At 72.5% G+C, this 17,851-nt stretch carries 12 protein-coding genes; 2 read left to right on the top strand and 10 right to left on the bottom strand.

Annotated features, from left to right (window positions below):
* Window positions 1-27: 27 nt before the first annotated feature.
* From A4E84_RS33360 to A4E84_RS33315, 10 genes are all read right to left on the bottom strand, one after another.
* The gene (locus A4E84_RS33360; RefSeq protein ID WP_062930106.1) at window positions 28-1,815 is read right to left on the bottom strand and encodes a CocE/NonD family hydrolase; all 1,788 of its coding nucleotides are present in this window, start codon (window positions 1,813-1,815) and stop codon (window positions 28-30) included.
* A gap of 119 nt (window positions 1,816-1,934) precedes the next feature.
* A complete protein-coding gene (locus A4E84_RS33355; RefSeq protein WP_062930105.1) occupies window positions 1,935-2,867 on the bottom strand; it encodes a S66 peptidase family protein in 933 nt (310 codons plus the stop codon).
* Window positions 2,864-4,828 (bottom strand): prolyl oligopeptidase family serine peptidase, encoded by a 1,965-nt coding sequence (locus A4E84_RS33350; RefSeq protein ID WP_062930104.1) that lies wholly within the window; start codon window positions 4,826-4,828, stop codon window positions 2,864-2,866. Before A4E84_RS33350 ends, A4E84_RS33355 begins: the two co-directional genes overlap by 4 nt.
* Window positions 4,829-4,832: 4 nt before the next feature.
* Window positions 4,833-6,146, bottom strand: a complete 1,314-nt coding sequence (locus tag A4E84_RS33345; protein ID WP_062930103.1) for a M20/M25/M40 family metallo-hydrolase — start codon at window positions 6,144-6,146, stop codon at window positions 4,833-4,835.
* On the bottom strand, window positions 6,139-6,972 hold the full coding sequence (locus A4E84_RS33340) for a M55 family metallopeptidase (RefSeq protein WP_062930102.1): 834 nt from the start codon (window positions 6,970-6,972) through the stop codon (window positions 6,139-6,141). Before A4E84_RS33340 ends, A4E84_RS33345 begins: the two co-directional genes overlap by 8 nt.
* 74 nt (window positions 6,973-7,046) lie before the next feature.
* On the bottom strand, window positions 7,047-8,138 hold the full coding sequence (locus A4E84_RS33335) for an SGNH/GDSL hydrolase family protein (protein ID WP_237305035.1): 1,092 nt from the start codon (window positions 8,136-8,138) through the stop codon (window positions 7,047-7,049).
* A 266-nt stretch (window positions 8,139-8,404) separates the two neighbouring features.
* Window positions 8,405-9,130 (bottom strand): class I SAM-dependent methyltransferase, encoded by a 726-nt coding sequence (locus A4E84_RS33330; protein ID WP_062930100.1) that lies wholly within the window; start codon window positions 9,128-9,130, stop codon window positions 8,405-8,407.
* Window positions 9,131-9,253: 123 nt separating this feature from the next.
* Window positions 9,254-11,671, bottom strand: a complete 2,418-nt coding sequence (locus tag A4E84_RS33325) for an ATP-binding SpoIIE family protein phosphatase (protein ID WP_062930099.1) — start codon at window positions 11,669-11,671, stop codon at window positions 9,254-9,256.
* Window positions 11,672-11,834: 163 nt separating this feature from the next.
* Entirely contained in the window at window positions 11,835-14,216 is a 2,382-nt protein-coding gene (locus A4E84_RS33320) for an MFS transporter (RefSeq protein WP_062930098.1), read from the bottom strand.
* A gap of 162 nt (window positions 14,217-14,378) precedes the next feature.
* Window positions 14,379-14,822, bottom strand: a complete 444-nt coding sequence (locus A4E84_RS33315) for an SRPBCC family protein (RefSeq protein ID WP_062930097.1) — start codon at window positions 14,820-14,822, stop codon at window positions 14,379-14,381.
* A gap of 170 nt (window positions 14,823-14,992) precedes the next feature.
* Between A4E84_RS33315 and A4E84_RS33310 the strand changes: the two genes are divergently transcribed.
* A complete protein-coding gene (locus tag A4E84_RS33310; RefSeq protein ID WP_062930096.1) occupies window positions 14,993-16,033 on the top strand; it encodes an Rv2578c family radical SAM protein in 1,041 nt (346 codons plus the stop codon).
* Window positions 16,034-16,214: 181 nt separating this feature from the next.
* Complete coding sequence (locus A4E84_RS33305; protein WP_062930095.1) at window positions 16,215-17,798, top strand: alpha/beta hydrolase; 1,584 nt, start codon at window positions 16,215-16,217, stop codon at window positions 17,796-17,798.
* The last annotated feature ends 53 nt before the right edge of the window (window positions 17,799-17,851 follow it).

Here is a 17,851-nt window from a genome sequence, read left to right as displayed (position 1 = left end):
GCCGGCTGTTCCTCCCCAGTCGGGGCGTCAGGAGCCGGCGACCGGCAGCCGGAGTTCCCCGGTGTTCCGCGGCCCGCTGATCACGGTCACGGGCTTGATTCCCCGGTTGCCGAAGTACGCGTCGTCGCTCGCGGCGATCACGAACCGCAGCCGGTGCCCGGCCTGGTACCGGTGCACGATGCCGGGCAGGGTGACGGTGAAGCTCTTGGTGACGTCCGGGACGCGTACCGGCGCGACCAGGCGGCGCACCAGGGTGCGGGTGCCGTCGGGTGCGACGTCGTAGAGCTTGGCGAACAGGACGAGCTTGTCGGCCGCGTCGGCGGAGTGCTGGGTGCGCTCGGCCTTCGGGGAGACCACCTTGAGCGTGGCCCGGGGTGTGCCGACGACATCGAGGGGGCGCTCCAGCGGCTCGCTCGTCCAGTCGAGGTAGGTGCCCTTGGTGTCGCGCGGCGGCGTGTCCGGCAGGCCGATGAGGCCGGACAGCGAGCTCTCCGAATGGCTCGTGGGCGTCAGCCAGTTGGTGTAGCGGCGGCTGCCGGCGGCGACCTCGCCGCGCCGGTCGACGAGTCTGCCGTCGCCGGAGAGGTACAGGGTGCGGCCGGTGGCGGGGAGACGGCTCGCGGTGGCGTAGGTGCGGTCGGGGTCGGTGATCCAGTCGCGGTAGTAGGCGAAGGCCGGTCCGGTGTCGACGTGGGTCCGCCCCCGCAGATGGCGGTCGAACCAGGCGAGGACGCGCCGGCCGACGTAGCTGGTCTCGAGGTTGCCCTTCGACAGGTCGAGTTCACCGGCGGCCGGGCCGTTCAGTCCGCCGCTGTGTCCCCAGGACTGCCAGATCATCTTGACGGGCGTGCCCTGGGCCTTGAGTGTCCGGTACGTGGCCGTGGCCTCGTTGAGGTTGAACAGGGTGTCGGCCTGCCCCTGGACCAGCAGGGTGGGCGTGCGCACACGGTGGAGGTACGACGCCGGGGAGACCCGGTGCGCGAAGGCGAGCAGCTCGGCGGTGCGGTCCGCCGGGTAGCTGCCGGAGTTGAGGGTGTGGACGGTCCGGCAGGCCTCGGTGACGAAGTGCAGGCAGGCCAGGGAGTTGATGCGGGACGGGTCGAGACTCGGCTCCAGCAGCGGCTGGCCCTCGCCGATGAGGTAGAAGCCGTTCGTCCACTGCCATTTGAAGGCCCCGGGGACGCCCGTGCCGCTGGCGGCGTTGTTGGGGGCGAGCGAGTAGGCCAGGTCGTTCCAGGTGATCATCGGGACGAGCGCGTCGAGGCGGTGGTCGACGGCGGCCGTGGCCAGTTGCACGGCGCCGCCGTAGGATCCGCCGATCATGCCCACCCGGGGGTCCCCCGGGGCGTCCCGCGTGACGAAGTCGGCGGTGGTGCCGTCGTCGGCGGCGCGTTTGCCGCCGAGGAAGTCGACGAGCTGCGAGGCAGCCGCGCCGTCGATGTCCGGGTCGTCCAGGGAGACGAGGCAGCCGCTGCGGCCGAATCCGAGCCCGGAGTAGACGAGCGAGACGTAGCCGCGCTGCGCGAAGGCCTTGCCCATGGTGTCCGTGGAACCGTCCGACTTGCTGCCGCCGAAGCCGTTCGTGCCGAGCACGGCGGGTGCCGGGTGGTCGCGGTCCACGCCCGCGGGGCGGTACAGGTCGGCGTCGACGGTGCAGGTCCGGCCGCCGGCCCGGACGGTGAACTTCAGGGGCGTGAGGGTGTAGGCGTCGGCGGCGGGCGCGGGTGGGGCGAGGGGCACGGCCAGGGCGGCGCCCAGGGCGAGGGCGAGGAGGGCGCGGAATCTGGGCACGCGTCGGGACACTCGGACCTCCACGGTGAGGGCAACCCGATACCGACCAGTAGGTACTGGCCGGTTGTCATGGTGTGACACGTGTCAGAAGCCGTCAATCACCGAAACGAGGGTTTCTTGACGGGATTTCAGTACCGGACCACTCAGCTGAGGGCCGGTTCGTCCAGCGTCAACGTGCCCGTGCTCGCGTCCAGTTCGGCCCCGACCCCGAGGGGCATGGTCAGCGCACCCTCGCCGTGCCCGAACCCGAACTCCTCCACGACCGGCACGCCCAGGCCGCCGAGCCGGTCGGCGAAGACCGCGCGCAGCCCCTCGCGAGGGCCGCACGCCGCCCAGGAGCCGAGCACGATCCCGGCGACCCCGTCGAGCCAGCCGGTGCGCAGGAGTTGGGTCAGATACCGATCCACGCGGTACGGGCTCTCGCCGACGTCCTCCACCAGCAACAGCCCGCCCCGCGCCCCGGGGTGGGCGTGCGGGGTGCCGAGGTCGCTCGCGAGCAGGCTCAGGCACCCGCCCAGGGTGACGCCCCGGGCGCGGCCCGGAACCAGTGCGGTGCCGCCCGGGGGCACGGCCGTCAGGGACCGTACGGACTCCGGCTCGAAGAGGGTGGCCCGCAGATGGTCCTGAGCCCGGGCGTTCTTGAGGAAGTCGACGCCGGCGGCGGCGGGTCCGTACAGGGTGACCAGGCCCAGGCGGGTGGCGAAGGCCTGGTGCAGGACGGTGACGTCGCTGAACCCGGCGAACACCTTCGGGCCCGCCGCCCGCATCGCCGCCCAGTCGAGCAGGTCGACCATGCGCTGCGCCCCGTACCCGCCCCGGGCGCACAGCACGGCCGCGACGGACGGATCGCACCAGGCGCTCTGGAGGTCGGCGGCACGCTCGTCGTCCGCCCCGGCCAGGTAGTCCAGCTCTCCGTGGCGCCCGAGCACATGGGATGCCACGACGGGGTCGAGGTCCCAGCCGCGCAGGATGTCGAGCCCGGCCTGGAGGCGTTCCTCGGGCACGGGCCCGCTGGGCGCGACGACGGCGACGCGGGCGCCCGGGGCGAGCCGGGGCGGTCGGACGAGCTGGTTCACTTGCTGAGCTCCAGAGTGGGGACGCCGGACGGGTCCAGGCGGAACACCTGGGCGTAGAGGGAGAGTTCGGCCTCCAGGGCGCGCACCATGGTCTCCGCCTTCCGGAATCCGTGACCCTCCCCCTCGAAGGCGAGATACGCGTGCGGCACCTTCCGGCCCTCCAGCCGGGCCAGGAACCGCTCGCACTGGACGGGCGGGCAGATCACGTCGTCCAGGCCCTGGAGCAGCAGGAACGGTACGGCGAGGCGGTCGGCGTGGGCGGCGGGCGAGCGTTCCGCGTACCGGGCGGGCACCTCGGCGAGCGGCCCGATCAGGCCCTCCAGGTACTGCGACTCGAAGTCGTGGGTCTCCCCCGTGCCCCACCCGGCCAGATCCAGGATCGGGTACTTGATGGTGCCGCAGGCGTAGACGTCGGTCGTGGTGAGTGAGGCTGCCGCGGTCCAGCCGCCCGCGCTGCCGCCCCGGACGGCGAGCCGGCCGGGGTCGGCGGTGCCCTCGGCGGCGAGGGCCAGGGCGACCGCGGCGCAGTCCTCGACGTCCACCACGCCCCACTGCTCGCGCAGCCGCTCCCGGTACGGGCGGCCGTAGCCCGTGGAGCCGCCGTAGTTGACCTCGGCGACGCCGATGCCGCGCGAGGTGAAGTAGGCGATCTCCAGGTCGAGCACGAGCGGGGCCCGGCCGGTGGGCCCGCCGTGCGCCCAGACGACGTAGGGCGGCAGTTCGTCGTCGGGCGCGACGCAGCCGGGGTGGTGCGGCGGGTAGATGTGGGCGTGGATGTCGCGCCCGTCGGGGCCGGTGAAGGTGCGGATCTGCGGCTCGGGGTAGTACGCGGGATCGACGGCGTCGTCGTGCTCGGCGCCGACGACCCGGGCCCGGCCGGTGCGGGCGTCCAGCTCCACGACCTCGTAGGCGCTGCGCGGGCTGGCCCCGACGGCGACGACCCGTTCGCCGTGGGCGGCGAGGGTGGGGGTGAACTCGGTCCAGGGCCCGGCGGCGTCGACGACCTCGCCGGTCTCGGGGTCCAGGACGCCGAGGGCGGTGGCGCCCCGGCCGTGCACGACGGCGATCAGCCCGCTGTCGAGCGGGGTGAACCATCGCGAACCCAGCTCCCACAGCGCGCCGCCGAACTCCTCCTCGCGCGGGCACACCGGCTGTCCGTCGAGGTAGAGGTTCCACCAGCCGGTGCGGTCGCTCGCGTGCAGTAGACGGCCGTCGTGGGTCCAGTCCGCCTGGGCGATGGACTCGCCGGGGCCGCCGGCAACGGCCCGGGCGTCGCGCAGCGTGCCGTCGGGCGTGACCTCGGCGAGGAGCAGTTCGGTGCCGTCCCAGGGCATGCGCGGATGGTCCCAGGCGAGCCAGGCGGCCCGCCGCCCGTCGGGCGAGAGCTTCGGTCCGGTGACGAACCGGTGCCGGGCGTCGGTGAGTTCGCGTACGGCGCCCCGGTCCCGGGCCGCGGACCCGTCCAGCGGTACGGCGGCCAGGACGCGGCGCACGTCGGTGGGTCCGTCGCCCGTGAACTCCTCCAGCACGCACCACACCTCGCCCCGTTCGGGCAGCGGCAGCGGCTCGGCCCAGCGCAGGCCGGCGCCCACCGGTGACACGGGGGTGAGCGGACGGGGTTCACCGCCCGGCTCGCAGCGGTACAGCCGCTGGTCGGCGAAGTTCACGAACACCACCAGCGGCCCGGCCTCACCCGCGACGGCGGCCCACGGGTGCCCGCCGTACTCGATGACCCGGCTGCGCACGTTCCACGGCGCGGGCAGCAGGGGCTCCTCCCGGCCGTCGGCGTGCCGCCGTACCAGGGTGCGCCGGCCGCCTTCGGCGGGGCGCGGCTCGGTCCACCACACCTCGTCGCCGACGAAGCCCACGTACTCCGGGTGCCCGTCGTGCGCAGCGGTCAGGGCCGCGTCGATGGGCGAGGGCCACGCCCCGTAGGCCAGCGTCCGCACCGTCTCCCCCACTCTCCTAGGCCGTCCGCAGGAACCGGTCGAGTACGCGGACACCGAAGTGCAGCGCCTCGACCGGTACCCGTTCGTCGACCCCGTGGAACATGGCCGCGTAGTCGTAGCCGTCCGGCAGCTTCAGCGGGGTGAACCCGTAGCCGGTGATGCCGAGACGGGAGAACTGCTTGGCGTCGGTGCCGCCGGACATGCAGAACGGCACGACGTGTCCCTCCGGCGCGAACTCCTCGACGGCGGCCCGCATGCCCGCGTACGTCGGCGAGGCCACCGGCGACTCCAGGGCCACCTCGCGGTGGTGGAACTCCCAGTCCACGTCCGGCCCGGTGAGCCGGTCGAGGGTGCTGCGGAACTCCTCCTCGCCGCCGGGCATGTACCGGCCGTCCACGTGCGCCACGGCCTCGCCGGGAATGACGTTGATCTTGTAACCGGCCTCCAGCATGGTCGGGTTGGCGCTGTTGCGCAGGGTCGGCTCGACGAGCTTCGCAGCCGGGCCGAGCTTCTCCAGCAGCGCGTCGACGTCGGTGAGGTCGGTCTCGATGCCGTAGAGCGCGGCGAGTTCGGTGAGGGCGGCGCGGACGGTCGGGGTGAGCCGCAGCGGCCACTCGTGCGCGCCGATCCGGGCGATGGCGCCCGCGAGGTGGGTCACGGCGTTGTCCCGGTTCACCTTGGAGCCGTGCCCGGCGCGTCCGCGGGCGGTGAGCCTCAGCCAGGCGGTGCCGCGTTCCCCGGCGGCGATCGGGTAGATCTGCCGCCCGCCGCCGTCGTGGAAGGTGAAGGCGCCGGACTCGCTGACGCCTTCGGTGCAGCCCTCGAACAGTTCGGGGTGCTCGTCGGCGAGGAACCCGGATCCGTCCTCGGCGCTGGCCTCCTCGTCCGCGGTGAACGCGATGACGATGTCCCGGCGGGGCCGGACGCCCTGCCGGGCCCAGCCGCGCACGACGGCCAGGATCATCGCGTCCATGTTCTTCATGTCGACGGCGCCACGCCCCCAGACGACCCCGTCGCGGATCTCCCCGGAGAACGGGTGCACGCTCCAGTCGGCCAACGCCGCGGGCACGACGTCCAGGTGGCCGTGGAGCAGCAGGGCGTCGGCCGAGGGGTCGGTGCCCTCGATCCGGGCGACGACGTTGGTCCGCCCCTGGGTGCGTTCCAGCAGGACCGGTTCGATCCCGGCGTCGGCGAGCCGTGCGGCGGCGTACTCGGCGGCGGGCCGCTCCCGGCAGTCGCCGCCGCCCCGGTTGGTGGTGTCGATCCGGATGAGGTCGGACGTGAACGTCACGACCTCGTCCAGCGCGGGCCCGTCCACCTGCTCAGCCATACTGCTCCTCCACCGCGGCCGAGACGATCGTGGTGACCGCCTTGAAGGCGCGGATGCCGTCGTACATGGTCTCGCTCGTGTAAGCCACCTTCCGCTCCGCGATCCGGTCCACGCCCGGCACGACGGTGGCGGCCATCGCCAGGTGCTCCGCGTCGAACTCCACCGCCACGGTGAACGGGCCGCCGCTCACGGGTTCGTGACGGACCGCCAGCGCGGCCGCCTCCTTGGCCGCCGCCCGGATGTCGGCCGCGGTGCGGGCGGGTGTGCGGCACACCGCCGCGTAGCGCGACACGTGGTCCTTCACCGCGACCTTCAGCGCCTCGGGCGCGTAGCCGAGCGCGTCCTCACAGGCGACGTCGTCCCCCGTGACCAGCACGACCGGCACCCCGTACTCGGCGACGACATGGGCGTTGAGCAGCCCCTCGCTCGCCCGTACGTCGTTGAGCCACACGCCCGTGATGGAGTTGGCGAGGTAGGTGTGCGCGAGGACGCCCTCCATGCCGGCGCCCGCGTGGTAGCCGACGAACGCGATGCCGTCGACGTCGCCGTGCTGCACGCCCTCCACCATGGACAGCGCCTTGTGCCGGCCGGTGAGCATCTGGGCGCGGTCGTCGAGCTGCTCCAGCAGCAGGTTGCGCATGGTGGAGTGGGCCTCGTTGATGATCACCTCGTCGGCGCCGCCGTCGTGGAAGCCCTGCACGGCGGCGTTGACGTCGGAGGTGAACAGCGAGCGGCAGCGCTCCCACTGCGAGGCGCCCGGCATGACGTCGTCGGGCCAGGTGACTCCGGTGGCGCCCTCCATGTCGGCGCTGATGAGGATTCTCATGACGTGCCGTCCAGGGCGGAGATCTTCATGGTTCGTCACGTTACGCGCTGTGCGCGCAACGGGCTACGAGGTGGTCACCAACGGATCGGCAGGCCGGCGAGGAACGCGGTGAGGCGGTCGGCCAGCAGCCGGTGGTCGCGGGCCGAGTAGTGCCAGTGGCAGCCGGAGTAATCCAGGCCATTGGTGTCGAGGGGCCAGTAGCGGACCCCGCGGTCGCCCGCGGCGGTGCGCTCCTGGACGACGTGCTCGACATGGCCGGCGAACGGGCCCGTGCCCACGGCCAGGATGGTGGTCGCGGGGCCGTAGCGCCCCCGCAGCTTGGCGAGGAAGCCGCTGTAGGCGCTGCGGTAGGCGGCGGCGAGGCTCTCGTCCGTCCAGGGCTCGCCCGGGTTGACCGGGGTGGAGAAGTCGTTCGTGCCGAGGTGGACCACCACCAGCCGCGGTCGCCAGGTGCCCGGCTTCTGCCAGACGTCGCCCGGCACGTTCAGCAGCGCACGGTCGTAGAAGGTGCGGTAGTTCACCTCCGGGGAGCCGCCGTTGTAGTTGCGCACCATGCCCTGGCCCGAGTACGCGTTGATCTGGTAGTCGGCGCGCAGTCCCCGGGCGGTGAGGGCGCCGTAGCTCACGTCGGCGTTGGTGGTGCGCTTGAGCTGCTCTCCGTCGCAGTCACGGGAGGCGGAGAGGTTTCCGTAGCCGGCCGTGAGGGAGTCGCCGATGAACTCGATCTGGCGGCTGCGGGCGGCAGGCCGGGCCAGGACGGCGCCGCCGGGTGCGGCGACGAAGCCGCCGAAGGCGCTGGTGCTCCACGGGGTGTCGTTGCGCTTGACGAGCCGGACGGTGTGCACGCCCTCGCGCAGGCCCCTGACCCAGTGGGTGGTCCTCCCCGGCGCGGTGAGGGTCGCGACGGTGGCTCCGTCGACCTGGACGTCGTAGTCGGCGGCCGGGTCGTCGAGCACGACACCGACGCCGGTGCCCCGGATCCGGCCCTCGAAGTAGACGCCGGGCCAGCTGTACTGCAGTACGTCGCCGGCGTCCTTGACCCGTCCGGCGGTGTGCACGCTGTCCCGTACGCCGCGAGGCTCCGGCGCGGCGGCGGTCGTGACGGCGCTCGTACCGATCAGCACCGTCGACACCGCTGACGCGGCGAGCATCCGTAACCAGGGCATCGGCATGACCGTCCTCCGCGGGGGCGAGGGGATTGCAGGAGCGGGACAGGGTGACGGTACACCGACAAATCGGTCGCCCACCAGACCACGCCCGGCTCAGCGCCGGAGCCGGTCGAAGGCGAACGGCACGAGCGCCTCGGGCCGGCGCCCGGTGCCGACGTGCTCGGCGAGCCGGTGGCCGGTGACCCGGCGTTCTCGTGGATCTTCACGCCGTACCCTGTCTGGCCGACCGGCTGGGCGGCGGCGCGGAGGGCTGACCGCCGGCCTCAGGCCGTACGCCCCGCCACCAGCCAAGTGGAGGGCAGCTCGATGCGGGTGCCGTCGGGCCGGTACTCCGTGGTCTTCAGGGGCAGTCGGCCGCTCGCCAGGACGGTGAGGCCGGCCGAGCGCAGATACTCGGGCACGGCCTCGTCCGAGACCTCGCCGGGCGCGAGGCCGTGGCGGAACACCGGCGCGAGCTTGGGCGGCGGGCCGTCCGGGCCGCCCGCCAGGCCTTTCAGCACCTGCTTGGCGGCGCCCGAGAGCTCCACCAGGCAGGCGCGGCCGCGGTCGCCGACCAGCGTGGCGATGCCGTCGACCAGGGGCTGCCGGTCGTCCGGCTCGCACTGGTGCAGGACGCCCCGCATGTAGACGTTGGTGTCGCCGAGCTCCGCGTGCAGGGCCTGGGCCTCGTCCTTCCCGGCGGCGTCCAGCTGCCGGTAGGCGGCCTGTCCCGCCGGGTCGGAGCGCCGGGCGTGGTCGAGGGCCGCGGCGGACAGGTCGACGCCCAGGACCCGCGGGAAGCGGTCGGCGAGGTAGCGGGTCTGGGTGCCGTTGCCGCAGCCGAGGTCCACCAGCGGCAGTGCGGGATCGGTCAGGTACGGCTCGAAGAGGGCCAGATGCGGGCCCACCGTCAGGACCGGCTCCGCGTCCCAGAACACCGCCCCGGGTCCGGCGGACGCCTCACGCCAGAAACCCTCCCAGGCCTCCCGGTACCGACTCGTCACGCTCATGGCCCACTCCCCAGGGGTGCGTACGAATCCCGCCGTGCGACGGGCGAGTACGGTGTATCGCGCCCCGGCCCCGGCCACAAGCACGCGGCACGTACCTTCACGCCCCGTTCGGCCCGGGGGTGCTCAGCGGCGCGGCAGCGTCAGCTCGAACCACACCGTCTTGCCGGTCTTGGTCCGGCTGGTCCCCCACTCACGGGACAGGGTGCTGACGACGCGCAGACCGCGCCCGGCCTCGTCGAGCGGGCCCGCGCTGAGCAGCGTCGGCAGCTCGTGGTCGTCGTCGTCCACCTCGCACAGCAGGGTGTCGCCGCGGACCAGGCGCAGTTCGACGGGGCGGGCGTGGGAGTGCCGTACGGCGTTGGTGACCAGTTCGCCCGCCATCAGCTCGGCGGGCGCGACGAGCTTCGCCAAGCCCCACGCGTGCAGTTGCTCGCGGACCGCCGCGCGGGCCCGGCTCACTTCGGCCGGGTCGAGGGCGAGGCGCCATTCGGCCACGTCGTCCGGCTCGATGCCGCCCAGGCGGGCCATCAGCAGCGCCACGTCGTCCTTGCGGCCACCCCGCGTGTTGAGGGCTCGGATGATGGTGTCGCAGGCGTCGTCCATGGACGCGGCCGGGTGCGCGGCCGACTCGCAGAGGGTGGCGAGACCGACCCCGATGTCCTCGCCGCGCACCTCGACCAGCCCGTCGGTGCACATCACGAGCCGGTCGCCGGGTTCCACGCGCACGCGCACCGCCTCGAAGGGCACTCCCCCGACGCCGATGGGCGCACCCGTGGGCAGGTCCAGCAGTTCGCTGCGGCCGTCCGCGGCCCGGACCAGGACAGGTGGGATGTGGCCGGCGTTGGCGAGGTGGAGCTCGCCGGCGATCGGGTCGTAGACGGCGTAGAGGCAGGTCGCGAGGTAGGTGTCGCCCAGGCGCTGGGCGAGGTCGTCGAGGTTGCGCAGCAGCTGGGCCGGCGGGAGGTCGAGCCCGGCCATGGTCTGCACGGCCGTGCGCAACTGGCCCATCATGGCGGCCGAGTTCAGCCCGTGGCCCATGACGTCGCCGACGACGAACGCGGTACGCCCGCCGTGCAGCTTCACCGCGTCGAACCAGTCACCGCCGACCCGCCCGAGCAGCGTGCCCGGCAGATAGCGGGTGGCGATGTCGCAGCCCGCCATGCGGGGCGGGATGTGCGGCAGCATGCTGTCCTGGAGCGTCTCGGCGACGTTCTCCTGGAAGGTGTACATGCGCGCGTTGTCGAGTACGAGACCAGCGCGGGCGGCGAGTTCGGCGCCGGTGACACGGTCCATGTCGTTGAAGACGGGCCGCTCCGGGTGGCGCAGCAGGATCATGAAGCCGAGGACGACGTTGCGCGCCTTGAGGGGCACGACCAGCATGGAGCGGCCGGTGATGAGGGGCCGGATGTCGCGCTTGTCGAACTGCGCGGCGATGGCGTGCCCCATCTCCTCGCTGATGCGGGGCACGAGGACGGGTTCGCCGCTGGTCATGCACTGGAAGAACGGCGTGTGCGCCGGGAACGGCATGGCCTCGCCGACGGGGACGACGTCGTCCCAGCGACCGGGTTCGTCGGTGTGCTCGACGGCGACCCGGTGCCACATCGTGGTCGTGTCGGGCACGCCGTCCGCGAACTCCTCGCCCGCGACGACCTGTTCGCGCAGGTACGTCCCGGCGACGTCGGTGAAGCGGGGCACGACCGCCCTACTGACCTCGATGATCGTGCGGGACAGGTCGAGGGAGGTGCCGATGCGGCCGCTGACCTCGTTGAGGAACTCCAGGCGCTCGCGGACGGCGGAGTATTCGAGGTCCTCGCCCTCGTCCCGCAGCTCCTCCGGCACGGGTTCACCGGCGGCCAGGGCCCGCGCGGCCCGTTCGCGGCGCGCCTTGCGCTCGGCGCGCCGGGCCACGCCCCAGTCGGGGGTGACGGGAACCCGGTCGTTCTGGCTGAACTCCAGGATCGGGTAGCCCAGTTCGAGGATCTGTCCGACGATCCGGGCGCTCTCGCCGACGCTCATGCTGGGCAGGATCTCGGGGAGGCGGCGGGCGAGGTCCTGCGAGCCGGGGAAGTCGGTGTGCAGCGCGAAGCCGGGCGCGATCCGCTCGAACGCCCCGTCACCCGCCCGCAGCCCGTCCGCGTCGGCGGCCAGCACGAGCAGCCGCTCGGGCCCGGGGCCCACCAGCGGATAGGCCCACCACAGGACGTCGACGCGGCCGTTCCCGGGCGCCGTGATCCGGGCGCGGCCCGCCGCCGGGTAGGAGAGCCCTCCGTCGAGGGAGGATTCGAGGTCGGGGCCGAGACCGTCGCAGGCGGCGTACGAGGTGTCCTGCTCTTGGGGCAGGGCGCCGGAGACGGGGAGCAGGTCGAGGGCGGTGCGGCCGATCGCCTCTTCCTTGGGGGTGCCGAACAGGCGTCGTGCGCCGCGGCTCCAGTGGGAGACGAGGCCGTCGCGGTCGACCACGACGACGGCCAGGGGGACGCGGCCGGGCTCGGCGGGTTCGGTCGCCGTGCCCTGCTCAGCCCTGTCGGTGCCACGGTCCATGGCCCAGGCCCTCTCTCCCCACGGACGCAAGATCTGTGCCGGCGTCACCACCGTACGGCGCCCGCCGGTGGCGATGTGAGGCAATGCGGGAATTGCCCGCGCGGGGTGCGCACCGGCGTACGGCCCCGTGCGCCGGTGCTGTCCGTCCTCGGCCGGTGCCCGTTCAGTCCTCGTGGCTCAGCTGGAGATCCCGCTCGGTGCGGTCTCCTCCGGCGACCTGGAGCACGGTGGCGACGGGCGGGTAGCCGGCGGCGATGACGGTGTACTCGCCGGAGGACAGGTCGACGAAGCGGAACGTGCCGTCGGCTCCGGTGGTGAGGGTGTCGACGACGTTGCCCGCCACGTCGAGCAGCGTCACACGGGCGTCCTCGACGGGCCGGCCGCCGCCCGCCCGGACGGTGCCGCGCAGCACGGCGCCGCCGGCCAGTTCGATGTCCCGGCGGGTCTCGCGGGCGGCCTGGACGGTGACGGGGAAGGCGGCCGGGCGGAAGGCGGGCGCACTGGCGGCGAGGGTGTACTCGCCGGCGACCAGCTCGGTGATGACGTAGCCGCCCTCCCGGCCGCTGCGGGTGGTGGCCACGACCTCGCCGTGCACGTTGGTGAGCGTGACGGTGGCGTCCCGTACGGGCGTGCCGTCGGCGGTGACGACGGTGCCGATCAGGTTTCCGGCGCCGCCGAGGACGATGTCGATGTCGACGGGGCGTTCGCCGACGGTCACGGAGACCGCCTGCGGCTGGTGGCCGCCGGCCGTGGCGATCAGCACGTAACTGCCCGGGCCGGGGGTGGCCAGCGCGTAGCGCCCGTCCTCGCCGCTGGCGCCCCGCCCGGTCTGCTGCCCGGTGGCGTCGATGAGCGTCAGCGCCGCGCGGGGCACGACGGTCCCGTCGTGGTGCTGCACCGAGCCGCACACGGGCCCGCCGGCGGCGTACGCCCGGGCCTGCGGGATCGTCCCCGGCGCCGTGTCCGGGTCGGTGACGGAGGCGTCGTGGGACACCAGGGGTTTCTCCTTGAGGAAGAGGGCGATGACCAGTCCGAGGACGAGCACCGGCACCAGGTAGAGGAAGATCCGCGGCATGGCGTCGGCGTACGCCCGGATGTAGCTGTCGCGCAGGGCCGGGGGCAGTGCGTGCACGAGCTGCGGGGTGATGGACTCGGGGTCCGGCAGCCCGGTGCCCGCGCGGGCGGGCAGGCGCTCGGCGAGGGCGTCGGTGAGCCGGCCGGCGAAGAGGGTCCCGAAGACGGCGGCTCCGACGCTGCCGCCGATCTGCCGGAAGTAGTTGTTGGCGCTCGTGGCGGTGCCGAGGTCGGCGGGGCGCACGGAGTTCTGCACGGCGAGGATCAGCACCGGCATCACCATGCCGATGCCGGCGCCGAGGACGGCCATCCAGATGCTGTAGTGCAGCCGGGGCGTGCCCACCTCCAGGCGGGACAGCAGCCACATGCCGGCGACGGAGAGGGCGCCGCCGAGGATCGGGTAGACCTTGTAGCGGCCGGTGTGGCTGATGAGCTGCCCGACGATGACCGAGGCGCCGACGATGCCGGCCATCATCGGCAGCATGAGCAGGCCCGACTCGGTGGCGGAGGCCCCGTCGACCATCTGCAGGTACGTCGGCAGATAACTGGCGGCGCCGAACAGCCCGACACCGACCACCAGGCCGACCAGGCCGGTGACGTTGAAGACGGAGTCCCTGAACAGCCGCAGCGGGATGAGGGGTTCGACGGCGAAGTGCTCGGTGACGAGGAAGAGGACGGTCGCCGCCGCCGCTCCGGCCGCGAGGCCGAGGATCATGTGCGAGTCCCAGGCGTACTCGGTGCCGCCCCAGCTGGTCAGCAGGACCAGGCAGGTGGAGGCGGCGGTCAGCAGCAGCGCGCCGAGGACGTCCAGCCGGGCCCTGGCGGCCGGCTTGGGGAGTTTCAGCGCGACGGCGACGACGGCCAGGGTGACCAGGCCGAAGGGGACGTTGACGTAGAAGCACCAGCGCCAGGAGAGGTGGTCCGTGAAGTAGCCGCCGAGCAGCGGCCCGGCCACGGAGGCGAGGCCGAAGGCGGCGCCGATCAGGCCCATGTAGCGGCCGCGCTGCCGGGGCGGCACGATGTCCGCGATGATCGCCTGGACGCCGATCATGAGGCCGCCGGCGCCGACGCCCTGCAGGGCGCGGAAGGCGATCAGCTGGTCCATGGTCTGGGCCCGGCCCGCGAGCGCGGAGCCGACGACGAAGACGACGATCGCGAACTGGAAGACACCCTTGCGGCCGAGGAGGTCGCCGAGTCTGCCGTAGATCGGCAAGCCCACGGTGGCGGTGAGCAGGTAGGCCGTGATCGCCCAGGACATCCGGTCCAGGCCGTGCAGTTCACCGACGATCTTCGGGAGCGCGGTGGCGACGATCATCTGCTCCAGGGCGGCCAGGAGAAGGGCCGGCATGAGAGCGAAGAAGACCAGCCGCACCCGGCGCGGGCTCGGTCCGGTGTCCGGATCCGGCCGGGGCGCGGGAGTGTCGGGAGGCGCTACCGCCGGTTCGTCCTGCGCCAGAGTGATCCCGCCCACTCACCGCTCCCCTCGTCGCGCTGCCGCACAATTCCCGCGTAAAAGCGACAACTACGAGCAAGCGCGACGAGTTACGGCACAGGAGCGAGCGGTACGGAGATCACCCGAACCGGTGAGGGGCGGCAACGCCCCTCGGATGTCCGCGTCTTGAGCGGTGGGCTGCTACTTCTCGACCTCGGCGGCGAGCTTGGTGAGCATCGCGTCGTAGATGCGGCCGAGGCCCTTGGGCGCGAAGGTCTTCTCGAAGAAGCCGCCGATGCCGCCGGCGCCGGTCCAGGTGGTGGTCACCACGACCCGCGACTTGCCCTCGCCGGCCGGGGTGACCCTCCAGGTGGTGACCATGGAGGAGTTGCGGTCCTTCTCGACCAGCTCGCCGTCGGTGGGCTCACCGACCTCCAGGAGGCAGTCGCGTACGCGCTTGCTGGTGGCCTGGAGCTTCCAGTGGACGAGGGTGCCCTCGCCGTCGCCGCCCTCCCGGACCTCGTACTCGCTGAACTGCTCGGGCAGCAGCTTCGCGCGCGTACCGCTGTAGTCGGCGAGGGCATCGAACACCGTCTCCGCGTCCGCCGCGACGATCCGCTCCGTAGTGGCTTCGACCTGCGCCATCGCTTTCCTCCAGGACCTGGTTGCTCGGGGGTCGGGGCAAGCCAACCACCCCGCTGCCCGGCGCCCCAAATCGGGGTGGCCGAACCGGTCGAACGCGTTCGGAAAACACCCTCGCACGATCAAGGGAACATGTGTTCTATTCTGTGGCTCAGTGCTACCGAGGAGGCGTCATGCGCTGGGAGAACCTCACATCGGACTCCGAACACAGCCGGGCCGATGCCGCGCTGTTCGGCGCGGACGCGGTGACCACGCGTACCTTCGACACGCCGGAGTTCCGCGGGATCACCTTCCACGAGATCCGGGCCCGCTCGATCATCAACCGGGTGCCGGCGGTCTCACGGATGTCGTTCCAATGGACGGTCAACCCCTACCGGGGCTGCTCGCACGCGTGCGTGTACTGCTTCGCGCGCAAGACGCACAGCTACCTGGACCTCGACACGGGCCTCGGCTTCGACAGCCAGATCGTCGTGAAGATCAACGCGCCGGAGCTGCTGCGCCGGCAGCTCGGCTCGCGCCGCTGGCAGGGCGAGCACATCGCGATGGGCACGAACGTCGACTGCTACCAGCGCGCCGAGGGCCGCTACCGGCTGATGCCGGGCATCATCTCGGCGCTGCGCGACCACGCGAACCCCTTCTCGATCCTCACCAAGGGCACGCTCATCCTGCGCGACCTGGAGCTGATCGAGCAGGCGGCACAGGTGACCGACGTCGGGATCTCCGTCTCGGTCGGTTTCACCGACCAGGAGCTGTGGCGCACCGTCGAGCCGGGCACGCCCGCGCCCGAGCGGCGCCTCGACGTGGTGCGCACCCTGGCCGAACACGGCATCGGCTGCGGGGTGCTGATGGCACCGGTGATCCCGTTCCTGAGCGACTCGCCCGACCGACTCCGCGCCACGGTGCGGGCGATCGCGGCCTCCGGTGCCACGTCCGTGACACCGCTGGTGCTGCATCTGCGGCCCGGCGCCCGCGAGTGGTTCATGGCCTGGCTGGGGCAGCACCACCCGTACCTGGTGGCCCGCTACGAGCGGTTGTACGCGGAGGGCTCCTACGCCCCGAAGTGGTACCAGCGGCGGATCACCCGTCAGGTGCACGAACTGGCCGAGGAGTACGGCATCGGGCCCACGCGCCCGGAGGCGCCGCGGCGGATCCGGCCCGCCGAGCCGGCCGAGGAACCGCCGGCCGCCGGGCCGACCCAACTCTCGCTCCTCTAGGGCAGTTCGAAACCTGTCCCCTTCCGAGCATTCGAGCACATCCGATTGCGAGCATTCGAGCGCATCCGAAGATCCGATCGGGTCATGAGCTTTACGCAATGAGTTCTTCCGGGACCACCTTCCGGGACGATGCCGCGAGGACGGCGACCCTCGCGGTCCTTCATCGTCCTGGGAGGACTCCATGAGAAAACGCGCAGCGGCGCTGTGCGGCGCCGCCGTCGTCATGGCCGGCACCTTCACGGCCGTTCCCGCCGAGGCGAGCGCACCGGACACCGCGAACACCGTCCGGACCGCGAGGCTCACCTGGAAGAGCTGTGCCACCGAGGACTACCCCACGCTCCAGTGCGCGTCCCTGAAGGTGCCCCTCGACCACCGCAGGCCGCACGGGAAGAAGATCACCCTCGCCCTGTCACGCGTCCCGCACACCGCCCGGACCTACCAGGGCCCGCTGCTGGTCAACCCCGGCGGCCCCGGCGGCAGCGGGCTGACCCTCGCCGGGTTCGTCGCGTCGTCGCTGCCGGCGAAGGTGGCGGCCCAGTACGACGTCATCGGCTTCGACCCGCGCGGCGTGGGGGCGAGCAGGCCCGCCCTGGACTGCCGGCCTGGCCACTTCGACCCGGTCCGCCCGGACTCCCTGCCCACGACGCCCGCGATCGAGAAGGCCAACCTCGACCGCGCCAGGTCCTTCGCCGCCGCGTGCGGCAAGAAGTACGGGCACCTCCTGCCGTACATCGACACCACCAGCGCCGTGCGCGACATGGACGCGATCCGGCAGGCCCTGGGCGCCAAGAAGATCAACTACTTCGGCTACTCGTACGGCACCTACCTCGGCGCCGTCTACGCCACGTTCTTCCCCGAGCGGGTCCGGCGCCTGGTCCTGGACTCCGTCGTCGACCCGACCGACGTCTGGCACGAGGCCAACCTCAACCAGGACGTGGCCTTCAACGACCGCCACCGCGCCTTCCTGGCATGGGTCGCCGAGCACAACTCGACGTACGGGCTGGGCAGCGATCCGGAGAAGATCGAGGCCGAGTGGTACGCGATGCGCGCGGCCCTCGCGAAGAGGCCGGCGGGCGGCACGGTGGGCGCCGCGGAGCTGGAGGACACCTACATCCCGGGCGGCTACTACAACGGCTACTGGCCGAGCCTGGCGGAGGCGTTCGCCGCGTACGTGAACGACAAGGACCCCGAGCCGCTGGTCGAGGCGTACGAGGACTTCGGCGCGGTGGACGCCTCCGGCGACAACGGCTACAGCGTCTACACCTCGGTGCAGTGCCGGGACGCCCACTGGCCGCGCGACTGGCGGCAGTGGCGCAAGGACAACTGGGCGGTGTACGAGAAGGCGCCGTTCATGACCTGGAACAACGCCTGGTACAACGCGCCGTGCGCGTTCTGGCCGACGGACTCGCCGCGCTCGGTGAACGTGGCGAACGGCAAGCTGCCGCCGGCCCTGCTGTTCCAGGCGACCGGTGACGCGGCCACCCCGTACGAGGGTGCCGTCACCGCGCACCGTCTGCTGGCCCGTTCCAGCCTGGTGATCGAGGAGGGCGGCGGCAACCACGGCATCACCCTGAGCGGCAACGCCTGCCTGGACAAGCACCTGGCGGCGTACCTGACGGACGGCACCGTGCCGCGCGGATACGGCGAGGCGGACGCGGTGTGCGAGGCGCTGCCCGACCCGAAGCCCACGGCGACGACCGCGAAGGCGGCCTCGGCCTCCTCGAAGGGCTCGGCGCTGCACGGCCTGCTCGGCTTCCGTCACTGAGCGGCTGACGACCCGTCGGGGGCGGAAGCTGATGCTCCTATTGATCGTCGAGC

Origin of the sequence: Streptomyces qaidamensis (assembly GCF_001611795.1) — a bacterium.
In the GTDB taxonomy this organism is placed as follows: Bacteria; Actinomycetota; Actinomycetes; order Streptomycetales; family Streptomycetaceae; genus Streptomyces; species Streptomyces qaidamensis.
Note: the sequence above shows the minus strand (reverse complement) of the source record. Positions and strands in the feature narration are given on the sequence as shown.